General features: G+C 51.1%; 18 protein-coding genes. 10 read left to right on the top strand and 8 right to left on the bottom strand.

Annotated features, from left to right (window positions below):
• Window positions 1-166 precede the first annotated feature (166 nt).
• The gene (locus V7723_RS06385) at window positions 167-1,426 is read right to left on the bottom strand and encodes an FAD-dependent oxidoreductase (RefSeq protein WP_335683610.1); all 1,260 of its coding nucleotides are present in this window, start codon (window positions 1,424-1,426) and stop codon (window positions 167-169) included.
• Window positions 1,427-1,733: 307 nt separating this feature from the next.
• Between V7723_RS06385 and V7723_RS06380 the strand changes: the two genes are divergently transcribed.
• The 4 genes from V7723_RS06380 (at window position 1,734) to yddG (ending at window position 6,052) form a co-directional block, all read left to right on the top strand.
• A complete protein-coding gene (locus tag V7723_RS06380) occupies window positions 1,734-2,978 on the top strand; it encodes an alpha/beta fold hydrolase (protein ID WP_335683609.1) in 1,245 nt (414 codons plus the stop codon).
• Between the two features lie 151 nt (window positions 2,979-3,129).
• The gene (locus V7723_RS06375; RefSeq protein WP_335683608.1) at window positions 3,130-4,302 is read left to right on the top strand and encodes an acetyl-CoA C-acetyltransferase; all 1,173 of its coding nucleotides are present in this window, start codon (window positions 3,130-3,132) and stop codon (window positions 4,300-4,302) included.
• 28 nt (window positions 4,303-4,330) lie between these two features.
• A complete protein-coding gene (gene phbB, locus V7723_RS06370; protein ID WP_335683607.1) occupies window positions 4,331-5,053 on the top strand; it encodes an acetoacetyl-CoA reductase in 723 nt (240 codons plus the stop codon).
• A 75-nt stretch (window positions 5,054-5,128) separates the two neighbouring features.
• Entirely contained in the window at window positions 5,129-6,052 is a 924-nt protein-coding gene (gene yddG, locus V7723_RS06365) for an aromatic amino acid exporter YddG (protein ID WP_335683606.1), read from the top strand.
• Here yddG and V7723_RS06360 read toward each other — a convergent pair.
• Window positions 6,032-6,460, bottom strand: coding sequence for a cupin domain-containing protein (locus V7723_RS06360; RefSeq protein WP_335683605.1), 429 nt, complete (start codon window positions 6,458-6,460; stop codon window positions 6,032-6,034). The two genes, yddG and V7723_RS06360, sit on opposite strands and share 21 nt — an antisense overlap.
• A gap of 13 nt (window positions 6,461-6,473) precedes the next feature.
• Window positions 6,474-7,244 (bottom strand): hydroxyacylglutathione hydrolase, encoded by a 771-nt coding sequence (gene gloB, locus V7723_RS06355; RefSeq protein WP_335683604.1) that lies wholly within the window; start codon window positions 7,242-7,244, stop codon window positions 6,474-6,476.
• Window positions 7,245-7,310: 66 nt separating this feature from the next.
• On the opposite strand from gloB, the gene V7723_RS06350 reads away from it, so the two are divergent.
• Window positions 7,311-8,066 (top strand): methyltransferase domain-containing protein, encoded by a 756-nt coding sequence (locus V7723_RS06350; RefSeq protein ID WP_335683603.1) that lies wholly within the window; start codon window positions 7,311-7,313, stop codon window positions 8,064-8,066.
• A gap of 10 nt (window positions 8,067-8,076) precedes the next feature.
• Here the strand turns inward: V7723_RS06350 and metW are convergent, their stop codons facing one another.
• Window positions 8,077-8,712 (bottom strand): methionine biosynthesis protein MetW, encoded by a 636-nt coding sequence (gene metW, locus V7723_RS06345; protein ID WP_335683602.1) that lies wholly within the window; start codon window positions 8,710-8,712, stop codon window positions 8,077-8,079.
• Complete coding sequence (gene metX, locus V7723_RS06340; protein ID WP_335683601.1) at window positions 8,709-9,854, bottom strand: homoserine O-acetyltransferase MetX; 1,146 nt, start codon at window positions 9,852-9,854, stop codon at window positions 8,709-8,711. The genes metW and metX overlap by 4 nt, the downstream gene beginning before the upstream one ends.
• Window positions 9,855-10,024: 170 nt before the next feature.
• Here metX and V7723_RS06335 point away from each other — a divergent pair, with 170 nt between their 5' ends.
• Genes V7723_RS06335 through V7723_RS06325 form a run of 3 tightly spaced genes read left to right on the top strand, consistent with a single transcriptional unit; the run spans window position 10,025 to window position 12,926 of the window.
• Window positions 10,025-10,876 (top strand): chorismate mutase, encoded by an 852-nt coding sequence (locus V7723_RS06335; RefSeq protein ID WP_335683600.1) that lies wholly within the window; start codon window positions 10,025-10,027, stop codon window positions 10,874-10,876.
• A 30-nt stretch (window positions 10,877-10,906) separates the two neighbouring features.
• Window positions 10,907-11,995, top strand: coding sequence for a histidinol-phosphate transaminase (hisC, locus tag V7723_RS06330; protein WP_335683599.1), 1,089 nt, complete (start codon window positions 10,907-10,909; stop codon window positions 11,993-11,995).
• A 1-nt stretch (window position 11,996) separates the two neighbouring features.
• The gene (locus V7723_RS06325) at window positions 11,997-12,926 is read left to right on the top strand and encodes a prephenate/arogenate dehydrogenase family protein (RefSeq protein WP_335683598.1); all 930 of its coding nucleotides are present in this window, start codon (window positions 11,997-11,999) and stop codon (window positions 12,924-12,926) included.
• 11 nt (window positions 12,927-12,937) lie between these two features.
• Here the strand turns inward: V7723_RS06325 and V7723_RS06320 are convergent, their stop codons facing one another.
• The gene (locus V7723_RS06320) at window positions 12,938-13,372 is read right to left on the bottom strand and encodes a DUF3995 domain-containing protein (RefSeq protein ID WP_335683597.1); all 435 of its coding nucleotides are present in this window, start codon (window positions 13,370-13,372) and stop codon (window positions 12,938-12,940) included.
• A 10-nt stretch (window positions 13,373-13,382) separates the two neighbouring features.
• Entirely contained in the window at window positions 13,383-14,405 is a 1,023-nt protein-coding gene (locus tag V7723_RS06315) for a DUF2125 domain-containing protein (protein ID WP_335683596.1), read from the bottom strand.
• A gap of 101 nt (window positions 14,406-14,506) precedes the next feature.
• On the opposite strand from V7723_RS06315, the gene V7723_RS06310 reads away from it, so the two are divergent.
• Together V7723_RS06310 and V7723_RS06305 are read left to right on the top strand one after the other, a co-directional pair.
• Entirely contained in the window at window positions 14,507-15,415 is a 909-nt protein-coding gene (locus V7723_RS06310; protein ID WP_335683595.1) for a DMT family transporter, read from the top strand.
• Window positions 15,412-16,014: a gamma-glutamylcyclotransferase gene (locus tag V7723_RS06305; protein WP_335683594.1), complete on the top strand. Its 603-nt coding sequence runs from the start codon at window positions 15,412-15,414 to the stop codon at window positions 16,012-16,014. Before V7723_RS06310 ends, V7723_RS06305 begins: the two co-directional genes overlap by 4 nt.
• A 56-nt stretch (window positions 16,015-16,070) precedes the next feature.
• Here the strand turns inward: V7723_RS06305 and V7723_RS06300 are convergent, their stop codons facing one another.
• A complete protein-coding gene (locus V7723_RS06300; protein ID WP_335683593.1) occupies window positions 16,071-16,913 on the bottom strand; it encodes a TauD/TfdA dioxygenase family protein in 843 nt (280 codons plus the stop codon).
• Window positions 16,914-16,976 lie beyond the last annotated feature (63 nt).

The raw sequence follows: 16,976 nt of genomic DNA, 5'->3' as shown, positions 1-16,976 counted from the left end.
GGATCCCTTTCCTGGTTCCGTTCTGCGAAACTGAAAAACTCTAACATTTATTGTTGGTTGTAACTCGATTGGCAAGCAAGCTCTATAATGAAAATACCATATAGGGGATATTGAATTTTCTAATGTTTAGGATTCTTGTCACGACATTGAGTTGGGGAAGTAAAGATCAACGGGTGGAGCTTGTCGCCAATTTGGCAGATTGACGCAAAAGTTCGCGTTGGATTGAACCAACATCAACGCTGCCAGTTGCGGTCAGTTCGGCGGCGGCAACTCCAGCCGCTTGCCCTGTTGCGAAGGCAGTTCCCATGACCCGGATGGCCGCACCGGCCTTTCGGTCTCCATCCGCCGTCCGGCCGGCCGAAAACAGATTGGGGGTGTCGAGGCTCATGAGACTGCGAAGTGGAATTTCAAAAGCGGTGCCTTCCGCCGGTATATCCAAGCTACTCAAATAGGTTTCCCGATCGTGCCACTCCGCGCCCCAGGCACCCAGCGCGATACAGTCATCAAAAGATCTACGTGTTTCAATATCGTTCCAGGTCAGCTGATATAGTGCGTTGATATGACGGCTTTCACGGGTACCAAATTCCGGTCCCGTGCTCACCAGATAAGCCGTCTCGCATCCTTTTATGCGCTTTATGGCCCTCAAGTAAGATTGAGCCTGCTGACGTCCATTCATTTCAGCTTTTGACATACTTGGCACGTCTCGGGGATCATAATCTGTACTCGCCACATAAATACAAAGATCACCGCTTATGGGAAGGCGCGCGACAACGCTCGACTTTTTAGTCAATAACCGGTCGCCGTCCGCCATCTCGGCTTCTACAGCTTTGGCAATGTCGGCGGCTGTTACGGTTAAATCAGCTGGAATGCCGCCAAACCGAGTCCCAAGGGAGGCTAAATTAACCCCGTCCTCATTGCCATAACGGGTTGAAGCCCCCCCAAGATGGGCGAGATTGGCTTCACCGCTTGCATCAACAAAAGCCGTGGCGCTAAATTCATTTTGGCCGCCATGATCCTGCACTAAAATTTTGGAAATTTTGTCGCCCTCGCGCGACGCATTGATCAAGGTGCTATGAAAACGCACCTCCACTCCAGCTTCCTGACACACTTCATCCAGCGCAACCTTGTTATGTTCAGGGTCGAAGACCATAAACACCCCGCGAAACCGAAGCGGATCGGTGATGGCATTTCGCGCCCGAAGCTTTGCAAACACCCGCTCTGCCACGCCGAACACGGCCTGTTTGGGCTCCCGCCCCAAAGTATATATGCCGCAATAGGTTATCACGTTCCGAAGTGCCGCTGCGCCGCCCAGCATCCCCGACTTCTCCACCAACAAAACCCGAGCTCCGGCATCCGCCGCCGCGACAGCTGCCCCGACGCCTGCTGAGCCACCGCCGATTACAATGACGTCGTACGTTGATTTCATTATCTTCCCAGATCCTGATTTTCAGTTTCGGATGAAATCGTAGCCTCATTCGATTGTCAACGAAACGTAATATTAAAATCAAGGGTATGTGAGAATATGCTGCGGCCTAGACAAAGGCATGTCCAGCCTGACGGAATCCTGGATCGAATGGATCTGGCGACCACGCGAGATTGCACAGGTGACGTGCATTTCACAGGAAGAAGTGAATAAAATTGGCTTTTCGCTGCTGGAATAGTCGGGGTATGGTATCCTCGTAGGGACGGTGGTATCTGGCCGTCTTGCTTCTGCTGCCGCGATTTGGACCCCGATGACTGAAAATAAAAAAAATGCTGATCCGCCGCCTCGTATGGGGCCGCGGCCGCTGGCATTGCATCTGGGGTTGGCAACGACAAGTATTGCTGGCCATCTTGCCGGTTTGCCATTGGCGCAGGAGGGAAATTTACCCTGGCCACCTGAATTGCTAACCGGCAGTGCAGATGCCTTCGGGCAGTTGAGCCAGGCCGGCAGTGGTCCGGAGTATCTTGAAAATCTGGGACGGCAAGGCTCTTCCTTGGTGCAAGAGATGATTGATGGGATTCACCGATATCATGCGCATCCCTACCGCCGGGCGACCCCCAAACATCCAGCCCTCTGGCAATCGGGGACGACAAGATTGCTGGATTGCCATCCGGATGCCGAGGAAACGGCGCCGATCCTGTTTATTGTCCCTTCCCTGGTCAACCGCGCCTATATTCTCGATTTGATGCCGGGGCGCAGTCTTGTTGCCCATTTGGCGGAGCAGGGGATTCGCCCATTGCTCCTCGATTGGGATGGGCCGGGAGAGGTAGAGAAGGATTTTACTCTTGCTGATTATATCCTGCGGCGGATCTGTCCGGCACTGGATACAGCTCGGGAGATGTTTCCGGCAAGCGACTTGCATCTTGCCGGTTATTGTATGGGCGGAACGCTTGCAATTGCGGCCGCCGAACAGCGACAGGATATTTTGAAAAGCTTTATTGCCTTGGCGTCGCCTTGGGATTTTCACGCGGACCTCGACGATAATGCCAAAACATTGCTGGGGCAAAAGGATCTCTGGTCTAACGTTCTTAACGGTTTCGGGGAGTTGCCGGTGGATTTGTTGCAAACCCTGTTCACCAGCCTGGATCCGAATCTTGGCCTGCGCAAATTCAGCATGTTTTCCAAAATGGACATGATGTCAGCGCGGGCGACGGAGTTCGTTGCCCTTGAGGACTGGCTGAACGATGGTATACCCTTGGTCAAAGCCGTTGCTGCAGAATGCTTTGATGCTTGGTATGGGGAGAATGCCCCCAAACAGTTGCACTGGAAAATAGACGGGCAAGTTGTCTCGCCAGAAAATGTTCGCTTACCGGCGCTGGTTGCGGTCCCCAAGACCGATAAAATAGTCCCGCGATTGTCGGCGCTGGGCTTGGCCGACATGCTGCCGAACGCGAAAGTTGTCACGCCACCATCGGGCCATATTGGCATGATCACCAGCCGTCAGGCGAAGGCTGGATTATGGCAGGATTTAAGTCACTGGATTTTGTCTTGCTAATGTATTATTACCGCAGTTGCAAAATAAATGTTGCGATTGCGAGAAACTAACGTTATTTCGTATAGAGAAGTTTTTTATAAGAATAATTTCTCTTTCGAGGTAATTTTTGAATTATAATTACGTTAATCGAAAGAAATAGGAGAATTCAGTAATGGACGTTGTCATCACAAGTGCGGTGCGCACACCTGTCGGTTCTTTCAATGGGGCGCTGGCTCCCTTGACAGCACATGAGCTTGGCGAAGTGGTTATCAAGGAATCCCTGACCCGGTCCAAGACGGATGCCTCTGAAGTCTCCGAGGTTATTTTAGGACAAGTACTCTCTGCTGGTGAAGGCCAGAACCCGGCTCGCCAAGCCTCAATCAATGCAGGCGTTCCGGTTGAAGTGCCAGCCTGGGGTGTTAATCAGCTTTGCGGCTCCGGCCTGCGCGCCGTTGCGTTGGGCTATCAGGCGATCCTCAATGGCGATTCGGATATCGTCGTTGCTGGCGGCCAGGAAAGCATGAGCCGCGCCCCGCATTGCGCACATTTGCGTGATGGTCAGAAAATGGGTCCCCTTAAGTTCATCGACACCATGATCGAAGACGGATTGATGGATGCCTTTAACGGCTACCACATGGGCAACACGGCAGAAAATGTCGCGGCGAAGTATCAGATTACCCGTGATGATCAGGATGCTTTTGCTGCAAACTCACAACGCAAAGCATCGGAAGCGCAAGCCGCTGGTCGGTTTAAAGATGAAATCGCGCCTGTCACGATTAAAACCCGCAAAGGTGAAACCGTCGTTGATCAGGATGAATATATTCGCGGCGCAACGACTGTTGAAATGCTAAGCGGATTGCGGACAGCTTTCCAAAAAGAGGGCGGAACGGTCACAGCTGGCAATGCGTCAGGCATTAATGACGGCGCAGCGGCGGTTGTTCTAATGACAGCCGAAGCGGCCGAAGCAAAAGGCTTGAAGCCAATGGCACGGATCGTGTCCTGGGCACAAAGCGGTGTCGATCCTGCCATCATGGGAACTGGACCAATTCCAGCCAGCCGGGCGGCCTTGGAAAAAGCGGGTTGGTCTGCAAGTGATCTCGATCTTGTTGAAGCTAATGAAGCCTTCGCCGCACAAGCTTGTGCCGTGAACAAGGATCTGGGTTGGGATACGGATAAAGTGAATGTCAATGGTGGCGCTATTGCCATTGGTCATCCGATCGGTGCTTCCGGGGCGCGGGTTCTTGTGACCTTGCTTCATGAAATGGAAAAACGCGACGCGCATAAGGGATTGGCAACTCTGTGCATTGGCGGCGGTATGGGTATTGCCATGTGTGTAGAAAGATAATTTAACTTAAACTCAAGGGGTGTAGAAAATGTCGAGAGTAGCAATTGTCACCGGTGGAACAAGAGGCATCGGTGCCGCAATTTCCGAAATGTTGCATGATAAAGGTTATAAAGTCGCTGCCAATTATGGTGGGAATGATGCGCGGGCCAAGGAATTTACCGACCGCACGGGTATCAAAGCCTATAAATGGGACGTCTCGGATTTTGATGCTTGCGCCGCAGGTGTGGCGCAAGTGAAAGCCGATCTCGGCACGGTCGATGTTGTTGTAAATAATGCCGGGATCACCCGGGACGGTACGCTGCACCGGATGGACCAATCCAGCTGGCAGCAGGTTATCGACACCAATCTCGGCTCTTGCTTCAACATGTGCCGGGCAACCATTGAAGATATGCGCGCCAATAAATTTGGCCGCGTTGTCAATATTGGCTCGATCAATGGCCAAGCCGGTCAATATGGTCAGGTCAATTACGCAGCGGCGAAATCCGGTATCCATGGCTTTACCAAAGCCATGGCACAAGAAGGTGCAGCTCAAGGGATTACAGTCAACGCCATTGCGCCCGGTTATATTGATACGGACATGGTTGCTGCGGTTCCGGACAATGTTCTGGCGAAAATCGTTGCCGGCATTCCTGTTGGTCGCCTCGGTCAGGCGTCTGAAATTGCCCGTGGCGTATGCTTCTTGGCGGCAGATGATGCCGGATTTGTAACCGGCTCTACCTTGTCCATCAATGGTGGCCAGCATATGTATTGATCGCTCCGGCGGTTGACCTTTTACGAAATTAAAAGGCATGATGTCTGAAGTTCAGGCACATGCCTTTTTTTGTTTATGAGGCTGAAGAGCATTTCCACTTCTCCGCAAAAATCAGGACGTTCGATCGCAACCCTCTGTGGTCTGGGCGCTATCTTACTGTGGGCGCTGCTGGCTCTGTTTACAGCGTCAACGGAGACCATTCCACCTTTCCAACTGACGGCTATGACGTTCGCTATCGCTTTTTCCTGCGCTTTAATCAAATGGTTGGTGACAAAACAAAAACTGGGTGTGCTGTTCCGGCAACCGTTAGCTTTATGGGTTCTGGGTGTCGGAGGATTGTTTGGCTATCACGCCTTTTATTTCCTGGCGCTGAAGAATGCCCCGCCGGCGGAGGCCAGCCTGATTGCCTATCTCTGGCCGTTGTTGATCATCTTGTTTTCCACCTTGTTGCCGAACGAGAAATTCCATTGGTATCACCTGGTCGGCGGATTGGTTAGCCTGGCGGGTGCCGGTGTTTTGATCACGAAGGGTGCTAGCCTTGATCTGGAGCCTGAATATATTGCCGGTTATAGTGCCGCGGTCTTATGCGCTTTTATCTGGTCGAGCTATTCGGTTCTGAGCCGGAAATTTGCCGCCGTATCGACGGATGTCATCGGCCTGTTTTGTGGGGCAACTGCTATATTGGCCGTGGTCGTCCATCTACTGATTGAACAAACCATCTGGCCGCAAACTGTGTTGCCGTGGCTGGCGGTTTTTGGATTGGGCTTGGGGCCTGTGGGGGCTGCCTTTTTCCTTTGGGATCGGGGCATGAAACTAGGCGATATCCAGACGTTGGGCGTCCTTTCTTATTTATCTCCTTTGCTATCGACGGTGATCCTGGTGGGCATGGGAGTTGCCAGTCTCTCGACGTCGCTGGTTGTCGGGTGCCTGATGATCACCCTCGGTGCGTTAATCGGGTCGTATGAAGCGTTGATGGGTTTATTTCGAAAGCCCCGGTGACCAGTCCGGCGGCGCCATTTCAAATTTTTCAAACTGAAAGGCTGGGGCGACGGTGCAGCCGACTAATGTCCAGTCACCTAGAGATTGCGCAGCTTGCCAGTGACCGGCGGGAACGACCCACTGCGGTCGTTCGTTTTTACCGAGGTTCGTCCCGAGTATAAGATCTTCCGTAACATCCCCATCTGCCGATAGGGATAGCCGTAGGGCCGCGCCAGCGTAGTGATGCCAGACTTCCGGCGCGTCGACCCGATGCCAATGCGATACTTCGCCGGCTTGCAACAGGAAATAAATAGCCGTCGACGCCCCGCGATTTTCCGATCCATTCGCATCACGAAATGTTTCGATGAAGTGCCCGCCTTCTGGATGCGGGGCCATATTTAAATCGCGGATGATATCGGCGGCGTTCATGTTTTCCGTCTCTTTAAAAAGAATCCTTGCGTGCCCGCGTTTCGGTGAAAACGGCGACGGGATCAGCGCCACTTAGGCCTAGTGCTTCTTGTAGTCCGGGATCATCCGCCCGCATAAACGGATTGGTCGCCTTCTCTTCGCCTAGCGTGGAGGGAACCGTCGGGATCAAATGTTTGCGTTTTTCCAGAATGTCTTCAAACCGTAATTGTAAGGCAGCGTTTTTTGGATCAACCGTCACGGCAAAACGGGCGTTGGCTTCTGTATATTCATGGGCACAATAGACTTTCGTCTGATCCGGTAGATTGCGGAATTTCCCGATGCTGTGCCACATCTGCGCCGGTGTTCCTTCAAAAAGCCGACCGCAGCCGAGGGCAAACAGAGTGTCGCCACAAAACAGCGCGTCGGAATCTTCGAACCAATAGGCAATATGCCCGCTAGTATGGCCAGGTACTTCAAATACGTGAGCTTTTTGTGCGCCAAATTCGTAAATGTCGCCGTCTTTCACGCGGATATCAATCCCCGGAATGCGTACGGCGTCAATTTCCGCCCCCACAATGGTGCACCCGGTTTTCTCTTTCAGCTCCAGATTGGCACCTGTATGGTCCATATGATGGTGGGTATTGATAATATGCGTAAGCGTCCAGCCCAGTTCATCCAGTTTTTCAACAACAGGATCCGCAACGGCCGGATCGACAATGCCAACAAAACCACTGTCCGGGTCTTTAAATAGATACAAGTAATTATCATGTAAGACAGGAATTTGATGGATCTCTAATGTGCTCATGACAGGCTCTTTCACAGGGCTGATTTTTTAGGGGTCTTTTACCAGGTTTTGAGGCAGTATAGCACTATGATCAGACCTGATGTCATAGATTTACGTAATTTCTACCACAGTCCCTTCGGACAAGTGGTTCGCAGCATCTTGCGCCGTAAAATCCGGCTGATGTGGCCGGATGTTGCAAATTTTCGGGTGTTGGGAATGGGCTATGCGACTCCGTATTTAAATGCCTTCCGCTCCGAAGCCGAACGAGTCATCGCCTTTATGCCGCTTCAGCAGGGCGTCATCCAATGGCCGCGGGATAGTGACGGGCTTTCAGGATTGGTTGACGAGAATATGCTGCCGCTCGAGGATGCTTCCGTGGATCGGCTGATTTGGGTGCATGGATTGGAAAACACCACGGATATTGATGAGGTCTTGCAAGAAATCTGGCGGGTACTCACCTCAACGGGTAAATTGCTGGTGGTTGTCCCGAGCCGGCGGGGGTTATGGGCGCGCACCGAAAACAATCCTTTCGGCCATGGCCACCCTTATAGTGATAAGCAATTGAACCGGTTATTGCGCAACAATATGTTTACGCCGGGAGAACGGCAGGGCGCTCTTTATATGCTGCCGAGTAAGCTGCGCCTGAATTTAAAAGCAGCGCAAACCTTTGAGAAGATGGGCGAGAAATGGTGGAGCCGATTTAGTGGTGTCCGCCTGATGGAAGCCGAGAAGCAGGTGTATGCTGTGACCGAAGTACCCGAAAGAAAAAAGCGAAGGCGCCCTGTTATTGTTCAGGCCGCTCGTCCGGTCATTACCCGCCGCGAAAATCCTTCTTCTGAATAGATCTCATGAATTAGTCTCGCGATAACATAAAGATACACTCAGCGCCTAACAAGTTGGCGATGGGTCCGGTATGGGATTGTTTCATGACTTTCCCGGTGGAATTGACGATCACGGATTTTTCGATGGTCAGCCCCATTTCATCACAGAGTGCCGTAAAGTCCCGCAGAGTACAGAAATGAATATTCGGTGTTTCGTACCACTGGACATCAAGCGCGCTGGTCATTGGCATGCGACCTTTCAGCGCCAAATAGTAGCGACAGCGCCAATTGGCAAAATTTGGGAAGGAAACAATGGCCCGCCGTCCGACCCGCAGCAATTGCTCCAGGACCACATGAGGCTGGTAAGTTGCCTGCAGGGTTTGGCTGAGAATGGCATAATCAAACCCGCCGTCAGGATAGTAGACCAAATCTGTATCGGCATTCCCCTGGACAACGGATAATCCGTTGGCGACGCAAATATTCACCCCATGTTGGCTGAGTTCAATTCCGCGGCCGTCCACATCTTTTGTGTCCATAAGATGGGCCAACAACTGACCATCATCGCAACCGACATCCAGAACACGGCTTTTCGGCTCAATCATATCTGCAATCAGTTGCCAATCGACACGGACATCTCTTTTGGGTGTGAACTTTGGTTGCTGGTTCATGTGGTCAGTCCCCGGCTTTTTGCAGTGGATTTCAGAAATCCCTGAACGGTTTTAAACAGCTCGGGTGTTTCCAGCAAAAAAGCATCATGGCCTTTATCGGTTTCCACTTCCACAAAACTGACATTCGCAGCCGCGGCGATAAGGGCATGGACAATATCGCGGTTTTCTGATGTCGGAAACAGCCAATCACTGGAAAAGGAGACGGAACAGAACCGGGTTTTTGTATTGTCGAACGCCTTGGACAATGAACCGCCATGATCCTGCGCCAAATCAAAATAATCCATTGCCCGCGTGATATAGAGGTAGGAATTGGCATCAAAACGATCAACAAAGTTGATTCCCTGATACCGCAAATAGCTTTCGACTTGGAAATCCGCATCAAATCCATACGTCAGGTTGTCCCGATCTTGCAAATTGCGGCCGAACTTACGATGCAGTGCGGCTTCGGACAAATAGGTGACGTGGGCCGCCATACGGGCGACGGCCAAACCGGCTGTCGGTTTATTATCACTTGCGTAATAATCGCCGCCCTGCCAATTGGGATCAGCCATCACGGCTTGTCGTCCGACTTCGTGAAACGCAATATTTTGCGCTGAATGACGCGGCGCGCAGGCAATCGGAATGGCGCTGAAGCATCGCTCTGGGTAAGCACTTGCCCATTGCAAGGTTTGCATACCACCCATGGAGCCACCGATAACACTGAACCAACTGTCGATTTCAAGATAATCCTGAAGGCGCGCTTGCGCTCGCACCATATCGCCAATGGTAATAATGGGAAATTTCAGGCCATAGGGTTCGCCGGTTTTCGGATCAATATCCTTTGGGCCCGTCGTCCCCATGCACCCGCCTAAAACGTTGCTACATACGATAAAATATTTTTCCGTATCCAGAACTTTGCCAGCTCCGATCATGGCCTCCCACCAACCGCTTTTTCTGGTAACAGGTTGGCGGCTTGCCGCAAACTGATCCCCGGTTAGAGCGTGGCAGACAAGAATCGCATTTGATTTTTCCGCGTTAAGCGTCCCATAGGTGCAATAGGCCATATTGAAACTACTGATCGACGTTCCGCAATCGAGCGGTAACGGCATATCTTTTCCCAATATGACGGACTGAATTTCAATATCTTCGGGACGTTGGGGCACTTAAACGGCTCTTTTCTCGCTTTGGGATTAGAAAAATCTTTGTTTTATAGGACTTTGCTGATAGCTAGAGCCGGGGGATAAGGTCTGTCAATATATTCTTTGCCAATTGTGGGGCTTTTGTGGTCCAATTTGGGAAATTTTGGCTGTTTATTTGGATTAGCATTGTGTCGATGACAAATACAAAACTAAAAGAACTAAGAGCGGAGATTGACCGTCTGGATGCGGAATTGTTATCTGTGCTCGAAAAGCGCATCGCAATTGTTGGTGATATCGCCGCGGCAAAACAGGATGACGGCAAGGCGCTTGCCTTCCGGCCGGGTCGCGAAGCTTCAGTCCTGAGAAATATTCTGAACAAACATTCCAGCAAACTTCCGGACACCGTCATTGCGGCCATATGGCGAGAATTGATTGCCGCAGTTGGCGGCTTACAGAAACCCTATACCGTTTCAATTACCGCGCCGGATAAATCAGTTGGATACTGGGATCTGGCGCGCTTTCATTTTGGCTCCGCGACGCCCATGACATTGCATCAGCTGCCGTCCGTGGTTCTGCGGGAAGTTTCAGAAAATCCGGCGGCTTTGGGAGTCCTTCCGTGGCTCAGCCGGGAGCGCGATACCTGGTGGGAGCATCTGGCGCAAGGTGGTGATGACGTGCCGAAAATTCTGGCGGCGCTACCCTTTCTGAACAATCCGTCGGGCGAATTTGAAGATTTAAATTCGTTGGTTATTGGGCAAGCCGAACCTGAACCATCTGGGGATGACATTTCACTGGTCGTTGCCGTGACAAGCGGTGAAGTAAGCCGTGCGCGCCTGAACGAACATCTTGAAACGACAGGCTTGAACGGATTTTGCGCAGATTCACGCTCGCCTGTAATTGAAGAGGGCGACTGGCTGCATCTTCTTGAAATACCGGACTTCGTTTCTGACGGAGATCCGCGCCTGACGGCTCTTCACGAATTGCTGGGTGATAATGTTATCAAAATCGTCATTCTCGGCGCTTATGCGGTTCCTATGAGATCCTAATCCTATTCGTCAACACTTGGAAATAACCATATGTCTACCCCGGTCCCACAACCCGGCATCCTGAATATCAACCCCTATGTAGGTGGTAAATCCTCAGCCGCGGATGGTCAAAAAGTCGCCAAATTGTCTTCCAATGAATCTCCACTTGGGCCCAGCCCAAAGGCAATTGAAGCAATTGAAACTATTGTGCAAGACATGCATCGGTACCCGGATGGTGGCGCATCGGAATTGGCGTCAGCCATTGCTGATGTTTATGGATTGGATGCCGAACGCATTATCTGCGGTAACGGGTCAGATGAGATCATTTCACTATTGATTTCGGCATATGTCGGCGTGGGTGATGAGGTCTTGTATCCTGAACATGGTTTCCTCATGTACCCCATATCAACGCATGCGGTAGGCGGGACACCAGTTGCGGCGGCAGAGACTAACCGGACGGCTGATGTGGATACGCTATTAGCAGCGGTAACGGATCACACTAAAATTCTTTTTTTGGCCAATCCGAACAATCCAACGGGAACTTATTTGCCGATCTCCGAGGTTGAGCGATTGCGGGCTGGCTTGCGTGATAATGTTTTGTTGGTGCTCGATGCGGCGTACGCGGAATATGTTGTTCGCGATGACTATCAATCAGGCACGGAAATGGTAGAGAGTCATGACAATGTCGTTATGACACGAACCTTTTCAAAGATTTATGGATTATCTGCATTGCGTATTGGCTGGGGGTATTGCCCACTGGAAGTTGCTGATGTTCTGCACCGTATCCGCGGACCGTTCAATACCAATGCTCTGGCTCAAGCAGCAGCTGTTGCCGCGGTCCGTGATCAGGGACATGTGGAAAAGGCCCGCGAGCATAACGACAAATGGCTGCCAATTCTGACGCAGAGTTTCCGCGGTATGGGCCTAGAAATAACGCCTAGCGTTGGGAACTTTCTGCTGATTGATTTTGCCAATTGCGGGAAATCTGCAGAAGATGCAGAAAAATATCTGAGCGGACAAGGCCTCCTGTTACGGGCTGTTGGCGGATATGGTTTGCCGCACTGCCTCCGGATGAGCATCGGGACGGATGATGAAAATCATGCGGTCATGGACGCCCTTCGGACTTTTTTGGATACTTAACATGACGGACGTAAAATTCAAGAAACTGGCGTTGATCGGAATCGGACTTATCGGCTCGTCAATTGCACGATCCGTACGATCCCATGGCTTGGCAGACGAAATCGTCTGTGCTGCCCGAACAGCGGATACGCGGCGTATTGCGCTGGAACTGGGCATCGTCGATGCGGCTTTTGAGAATCCGGCTGAGGCCGTCAAAGGCGCGGACCTGGTTATTCTCTGCACGCCGATCGGGACCTATAGCACGTTGGCGGCAACCATCGCGCCGGCGCTGGAAGCCGGAACCATTCTAACAGATGTGGGTTCCGTGAAAGAAGCAGTGGTGAAAGCAGTGGCGCCACATTTACCGGACTATGTCGACTTCATACCAGGCCATCCAGTGGCAGGTACGGAAAAATCCGGACCGGCAGCTGGCTTTGCCGAATTGTTTATCGGGCGGTGGTTTATTATAACCCCGACGCAAAAGTCAACAATTGAGGGTGTAGAAAAACTATCGGCTTTCTGGACGGCCATGGGCAGCAAAGTCGAGACCATGGATCCCGCCCATCATGATCTGGTCTTGGCAATTACATCCCATATTCCGCATTTGATTGCTTATAACATTGTCGGCACTGCTGATGACCTTGAGGATGTGACCCAGTCGGAAGTGATTAAATACTCGGCGGGTGGTTTTCGGGATTTCACCCGTATTGCGGCGTCGGACCCGACTATGTGGCGTGACGTGTTTTTACATAACAAGGATGCTGTACTTGAAATGCTCGGCCGGTTCTCAGAAGACCTGACCGCTTTGCAACGTGCCATTCGGCGTGAAGACGGCGATACTTTGTTCGAGATTTTCTCCCGAACCCGGGCGATCAGACGGCAGATTATTGACGCCGGGCAGGAAACGGCGGAACCGGATTTTGGCCGTGTCCATGGTCCGGACGAAGACTAGGCTGCGGATTTCTATATCTGGGCGATAATTCCGATGACCATAAGCGAGAGACACAGGCAAAGCGGGCCATAATATCGCCTGTCCAGCCGGGCGAATGGTTGCTCGGGTGTCATCCGCCGCCAAAAAGGCATAAAACTGAATATCCCCCTCATGCAGAAACCGGCGGCCAGCCCTCCCAACATTACCTTTAAGACGACCATTGGCAAAAGGGGAGTAAAAAGGCCAATCGCCATCAAGATGATAATCGCGGCGAAAACCAAAAACGCTGCAACAACAAAACATGCGGCCTGCGACGGCATTGTCTGAATGTTCTTAAAGCCGGCGACACGCCGGGCCAGAGATTGGCTATCTTTTTCGGGCCACGTGTACCCCAACCCCCAGACGGCGTGCAGTGCCGCTATCACGCTAAAGATCAGGGCTGGAATCCATCCGAGGAAAATAACCATTGCTCACCTCCTAAAATAAGGGTGAAACAGGAGCGATAAATATCGGGCCCAAATAAACGCCCCCCTCTTGCGCCGATAGCGGCATCTTGATGAAACTCCGCCCATCCGCATCTTTTGTTGAAAGCTGGCTCAAGGCGAACCCGATCATGCGTGCGGCATTGGGTTCTATTTTCCCGGTTGTAGTCAGCGCCTCCAGAATATTTTCGTATCCTAAAATTTGGGTTTGAAGAGTGCCTGTCGGGCGGTCTGCATCGTCCAAGGCTACGCGGCCATTGCCGCGGACAACGCCTTTTCCCCATTGAATGTCGAGGGCCTTGATATCAATAAATCCCCCCTCTTCGCGCCACTTTGTCAAGGACGCTTCTGACGGCAGTTTTTCGATCTTACCTTCGAGGATTGATGATATGGCAACTTGTTTGATGGATTTTCCAAGCGGAAAGTCATCCATTCCTTCAACAATCATTCCGTCTATTCGTACAGCTATTTGCTGGCCGGTCTCGACGGTGTCTTCATTTGCTGCGGGCGCGGGCCGGCCATGTATCTGCAGGCGATCAGCCGTCAGTGGCGGGCGCCATGACGGCGTTGCAATGACATCTGTAATATCAAGCGCCAGAGTTTGCATTCGGCCCTGAAGGTTGAAGGTCGCACTGCCGAGTGTTGTTTCAGCCAGGAGATCGAGATTACGGCGTTCTTCTCCCTCAAACCAGGTGCCGACCATGTTACCGTCTATACCAAAGATAATATGGTTGACCTGCCAGGGCTGGGCGACAGCCCATAGGGAGTCAATATCAATATCAGGCTTTTGATAATGTGTCGGATTGGACAACGATAATGCGTCGGCGGTAATTCGGACGCGATAGGGGAACCCACTGGTCACAAACGGTTTGTGGTTGATTTCATATCCTTCTGCAATCCGCTGTTGTTTCCAGTTTTCTGCAAGATTGATCATGGTCTCGGCCACGTGAAACCACCAAAATACATAGCCTCCGATGACAAGAAGGAGAGCAATAATTCCTGAATAGAGAACACGCATCGGGTTTCCTACGTTGACTGCTTGTGAAGTTGCCCTGCACTCTATATAGAATGGGCGAGAACTGTCACTGAATTTTCCGCAACCCTGCCCAGAAAAGTTTCATGAAAAACCCCGCTGCCACATCGCCAGAGACGCCGTTTTTGTTGGCCATGCCGATTGTTTTCGTGTTTTTATGGAGTACAGGGTTTATTGGCGCGAAACTAGGGCTTCCCTATGTGGAGCCATTGACTTTTCTGGCGACGCGGTTCGGCATTTGTTTTTTGATAATGCTACCCGTAATTTTATTCACAAAAACCATCTGGCCTAATCGATGGCAGGATTTTGGCCATATTTCCGTGAGCGGTTTGTTGATGCATGGCGGTTATCTCGGCTTCGTGTTTTTATCTATCGATCAAGGTGTCCCGGCGGGTATTTCCTCGCTTATTGTCGGTATCCAGCCGCTGATCGTGGCGGCCTTAGCCGGTGTATTGTTAGGTGAGGTGGTGTCCGGCCGACAATGGGCTGGTCTGCTGTTAGGCCTGGCCGGTGTCTTTTTGGTCGTTTTCAATAAACTGAGCCTTGGACAGGGAACTACTTTTGGCATGGGTCTGTCGTTTATTGCTCTCTTCAGTATTGCATTAGGCACTCTTTACCAGAAAAAATTCTGTGCACAGATGAACCTGAAAAGTGGAAATTTCATCCAATTTATTGCTGCAGGTTTATATTTTTACGCCCTGTCCCTGATTTTTGAAGAGGGCGATATTATCTGGCATGGAGAGCTGGTTTTTGCAATGGGCTGGTTGGTGATTGTTCTGTCTTTTGGCGCGGTGACATTACTTTATATGCTTCTTCGTACCGGTGCCGCCGCGAACGTATCTAGTCTTTTTTATCTTACGCCGCCTTGCACGGCGATTGTCGCTTACTTTTTGTTTGATGAAACATTGGGCCCGCTGTCCCTTTTGGGGATGGCCGTTGCTGTCGTCGGTGTAGCTCTGGTGAATTTTAAAACGACGAAAGAGAAATCTACATGAGCCGTTCCTATGATCTTGTGCTTGAGCCGGACTTACCGCCTGTGGACTTTCCTTTGCCAGATCTTCCTGCGAACGAAGATTTATGGATTTTCGGATATGGCTCCCTCATGTGGCGACCGGGATTCGAGCATTTAGGCGTGAAAGATGCGCAGCTGTTTGGCTATCATCGGGCTTTCTGTGTATCTTCCGTCGTACATCGGGGTACTCGGAAAAAACCGGGCCTTGTCCTTGGGTTGGATAAGGGTGGGTCCTGTAGAGGAAAGGGCATTCTATGTTCGGCTGCCATTCGAGAACCGGTTATTGATTATCTCTATCGCCGGGAGATGGTGACAAGTGTTTATGTTCCGAAAATGGTGCGCATTAAAATTGGTTCAACGGATGAAATGGTTCCGGCGTTGACGTTTGTCGCTGATCCGGCGCATGAGCAATATTGCGGCAAACCGGCCATCGAGGATGCGGCCCGTATCATCGCAGAGGCCCATGGCCGCGGCGGCCCTAATCGTGATTATCTTGCCAGTACTCTAGAGCATCTGGATGATTTTGGTATAGCTGATGGTCCCTTGCATAAGATAATGGCGTTGATCGACAGAATGGATTGACGCGCGTGCTAGCGTTAGCATCCGAGGAAAGAGTGCTTTCGTGTAAAATTCTCGGGCTAGTAAAAATCAGCGCTATCAGCAATTGTCAGGCGATGTAAACGCCGCTCATATCCCTCAAAGCCGCCCGATGCCCGATGAAGAACAGAACGATTGTCCCAAAGTACCAGCATATTGGGTTTCCATTTATGCTGGTAGACGAATTCATCTCTGTCTTGCCAATTAACAAGCTCTTCGATTATTTCACGCGCACGGGTCTCTTCAAGTCCATCAAAATCGACCACATAACTGCCACCAAATATTCCTTGTTTACCACTTTCAGGGTGGTCGCGAACAAGAGGATGGTGCTGAATTTTATTGGCTTCGTCGGAAACGGTAATGTTCATCGCGCCATCAAACTTATGTTTTGCATAGACCCCATCCCGGGAATATGCCGATTTAGCAGAATGAATAGATGTGAGCTTCTCATACTTTTCTTTCATCTCAGGCTGCATACTTTCATAGGCAAGATGCTGATTAGAGAAATAAGTGTCGCCACCAGAGGGGGGAATGACAACGCCATATAGAAAGGTGCCGGCTGGCGGAACGGGCATAAAGCTCCAATCAGAATGCCAGTTGTCCGCAAATATGCGGCCCTTTTCGTCGGCCTTGCGATGGATCGCTGCAATACGATCATGCCCCGGGATAGGCTCGATAAAAGGATCGTCTCCGATTGGTCCCAGATATTCGGCAAATCTCACGAGATCATCGTTATCCAGTTTTTGGTCTGGAAAAACAAGGACATGATGTTCCATCCAGGCATTGCGAATGATCCGAAGATCCTCGGTCGTGAGTGGCGACGAGAGGTCCGCACCACGGATTTCGGCGCCGCACGCTGCGTCTTGTTTATGAACTTTAACCATGAAATCGGCCCTTCTTGTTTTCTTAACGAATAACATTAAAATTGTTGTTGACCAACAACTTTT

The organism is Sneathiella sp., from assembly GCF_036960985.1.
Taxonomy (GTDB): Bacteria; Pseudomonadota; Alphaproteobacteria; order Sneathiellales; family Sneathiellaceae; genus Sneathiella.
The sequence above is the reverse complement of the archived record's forward strand: the minus strand, read 5'-3'. Positions and strand labels throughout refer to the sequence as shown.

Bases quoted from the DNA above. Each gene is read 5' to 3' on its own strand.
- V7723_RS06385 (WP_335683610.1), bottom strand. From the start codon at position 1,426: ATGAAATCAACGTACGACGTCATTGTAATCGGCGGTGGCTCAGCAGGC.
- V7723_RS06380 (WP_335683609.1), top strand. From the start codon at position 1,734: ATGACTGAAAATAAAAAAAATGCTGATCCGCCGCCTCGTATGGGGCCG.
- V7723_RS06375 (WP_335683608.1), top strand. From the start codon at position 3,130: ATGGACGTTGTCATCACAAGTGCGGTGCGCACACCTGTCGGTTCTTTC.
- phbB (WP_335683607.1), top strand. From the start codon at position 4,331: ATGTCGAGAGTAGCAATTGTCACCGGTGGAACAAGAGGCATCGGTGCC.
- yddG (WP_335683606.1), top strand. From the start codon at position 5,129: ATGAGGCTGAAGAGCATTTCCACTTCTCCGCAAAAATCAGGACGTTCG.
- V7723_RS06360 (WP_335683605.1), bottom strand. From the start codon at position 6,460: ATGAACGCCGCCGATATCATCCGCGATTTAAATATGGCCCCGCATCCA.
- gloB (WP_335683604.1), bottom strand. From the start codon at position 7,244: ATGAGCACATTAGAGATCCATCAAATTCCTGTCTTACATGATAATTAC.
- V7723_RS06350 (WP_335683603.1), top strand. From the start codon at position 7,311: ATGATCAGACCTGATGTCATAGATTTACGTAATTTCTACCACAGTCCC.
- metW (WP_335683602.1), bottom strand. From the start codon at position 8,712: ATGAACCAGCAACCAAAGTTCACACCCAAAAGAGATGTCCGTGTCGAT.
- V7723_RS06335 (WP_335683600.1), top strand. From the start codon at position 10,025: ATGACAAATACAAAACTAAAAGAACTAAGAGCGGAGATTGACCGTCTG.
- hisC (WP_335683599.1), top strand. From the start codon at position 10,907: ATGTCTACCCCGGTCCCACAACCCGGCATCCTGAATATCAACCCCTAT.
- V7723_RS06325 (WP_335683598.1), top strand. From the start codon at position 11,997: ATGACGGACGTAAAATTCAAGAAACTGGCGTTGATCGGAATCGGACTT.
- V7723_RS06320 (WP_335683597.1), bottom strand. From the start codon at position 13,372: ATGGTTATTTTCCTCGGATGGATTCCAGCCCTGATCTTTAGCGTGATA.
- V7723_RS06315 (WP_335683596.1), bottom strand. From the start codon at position 14,405: ATGCGTGTTCTCTATTCAGGAATTATTGCTCTCCTTCTTGTCATCGGA.
- V7723_RS06310 (WP_335683595.1), top strand. From the start codon at position 14,507: ATGAAAAACCCCGCTGCCACATCGCCAGAGACGCCGTTTTTGTTGGCC.
- V7723_RS06305 (WP_335683594.1), top strand. From the start codon at position 15,412: ATGAGCCGTTCCTATGATCTTGTGCTTGAGCCGGACTTACCGCCTGTG.
- V7723_RS06300 (WP_335683593.1), bottom strand. From the start codon at position 16,913: ATGGTTAAAGTTCATAAACAAGACGCAGCGTGCGGCGCCGAAATCCGT.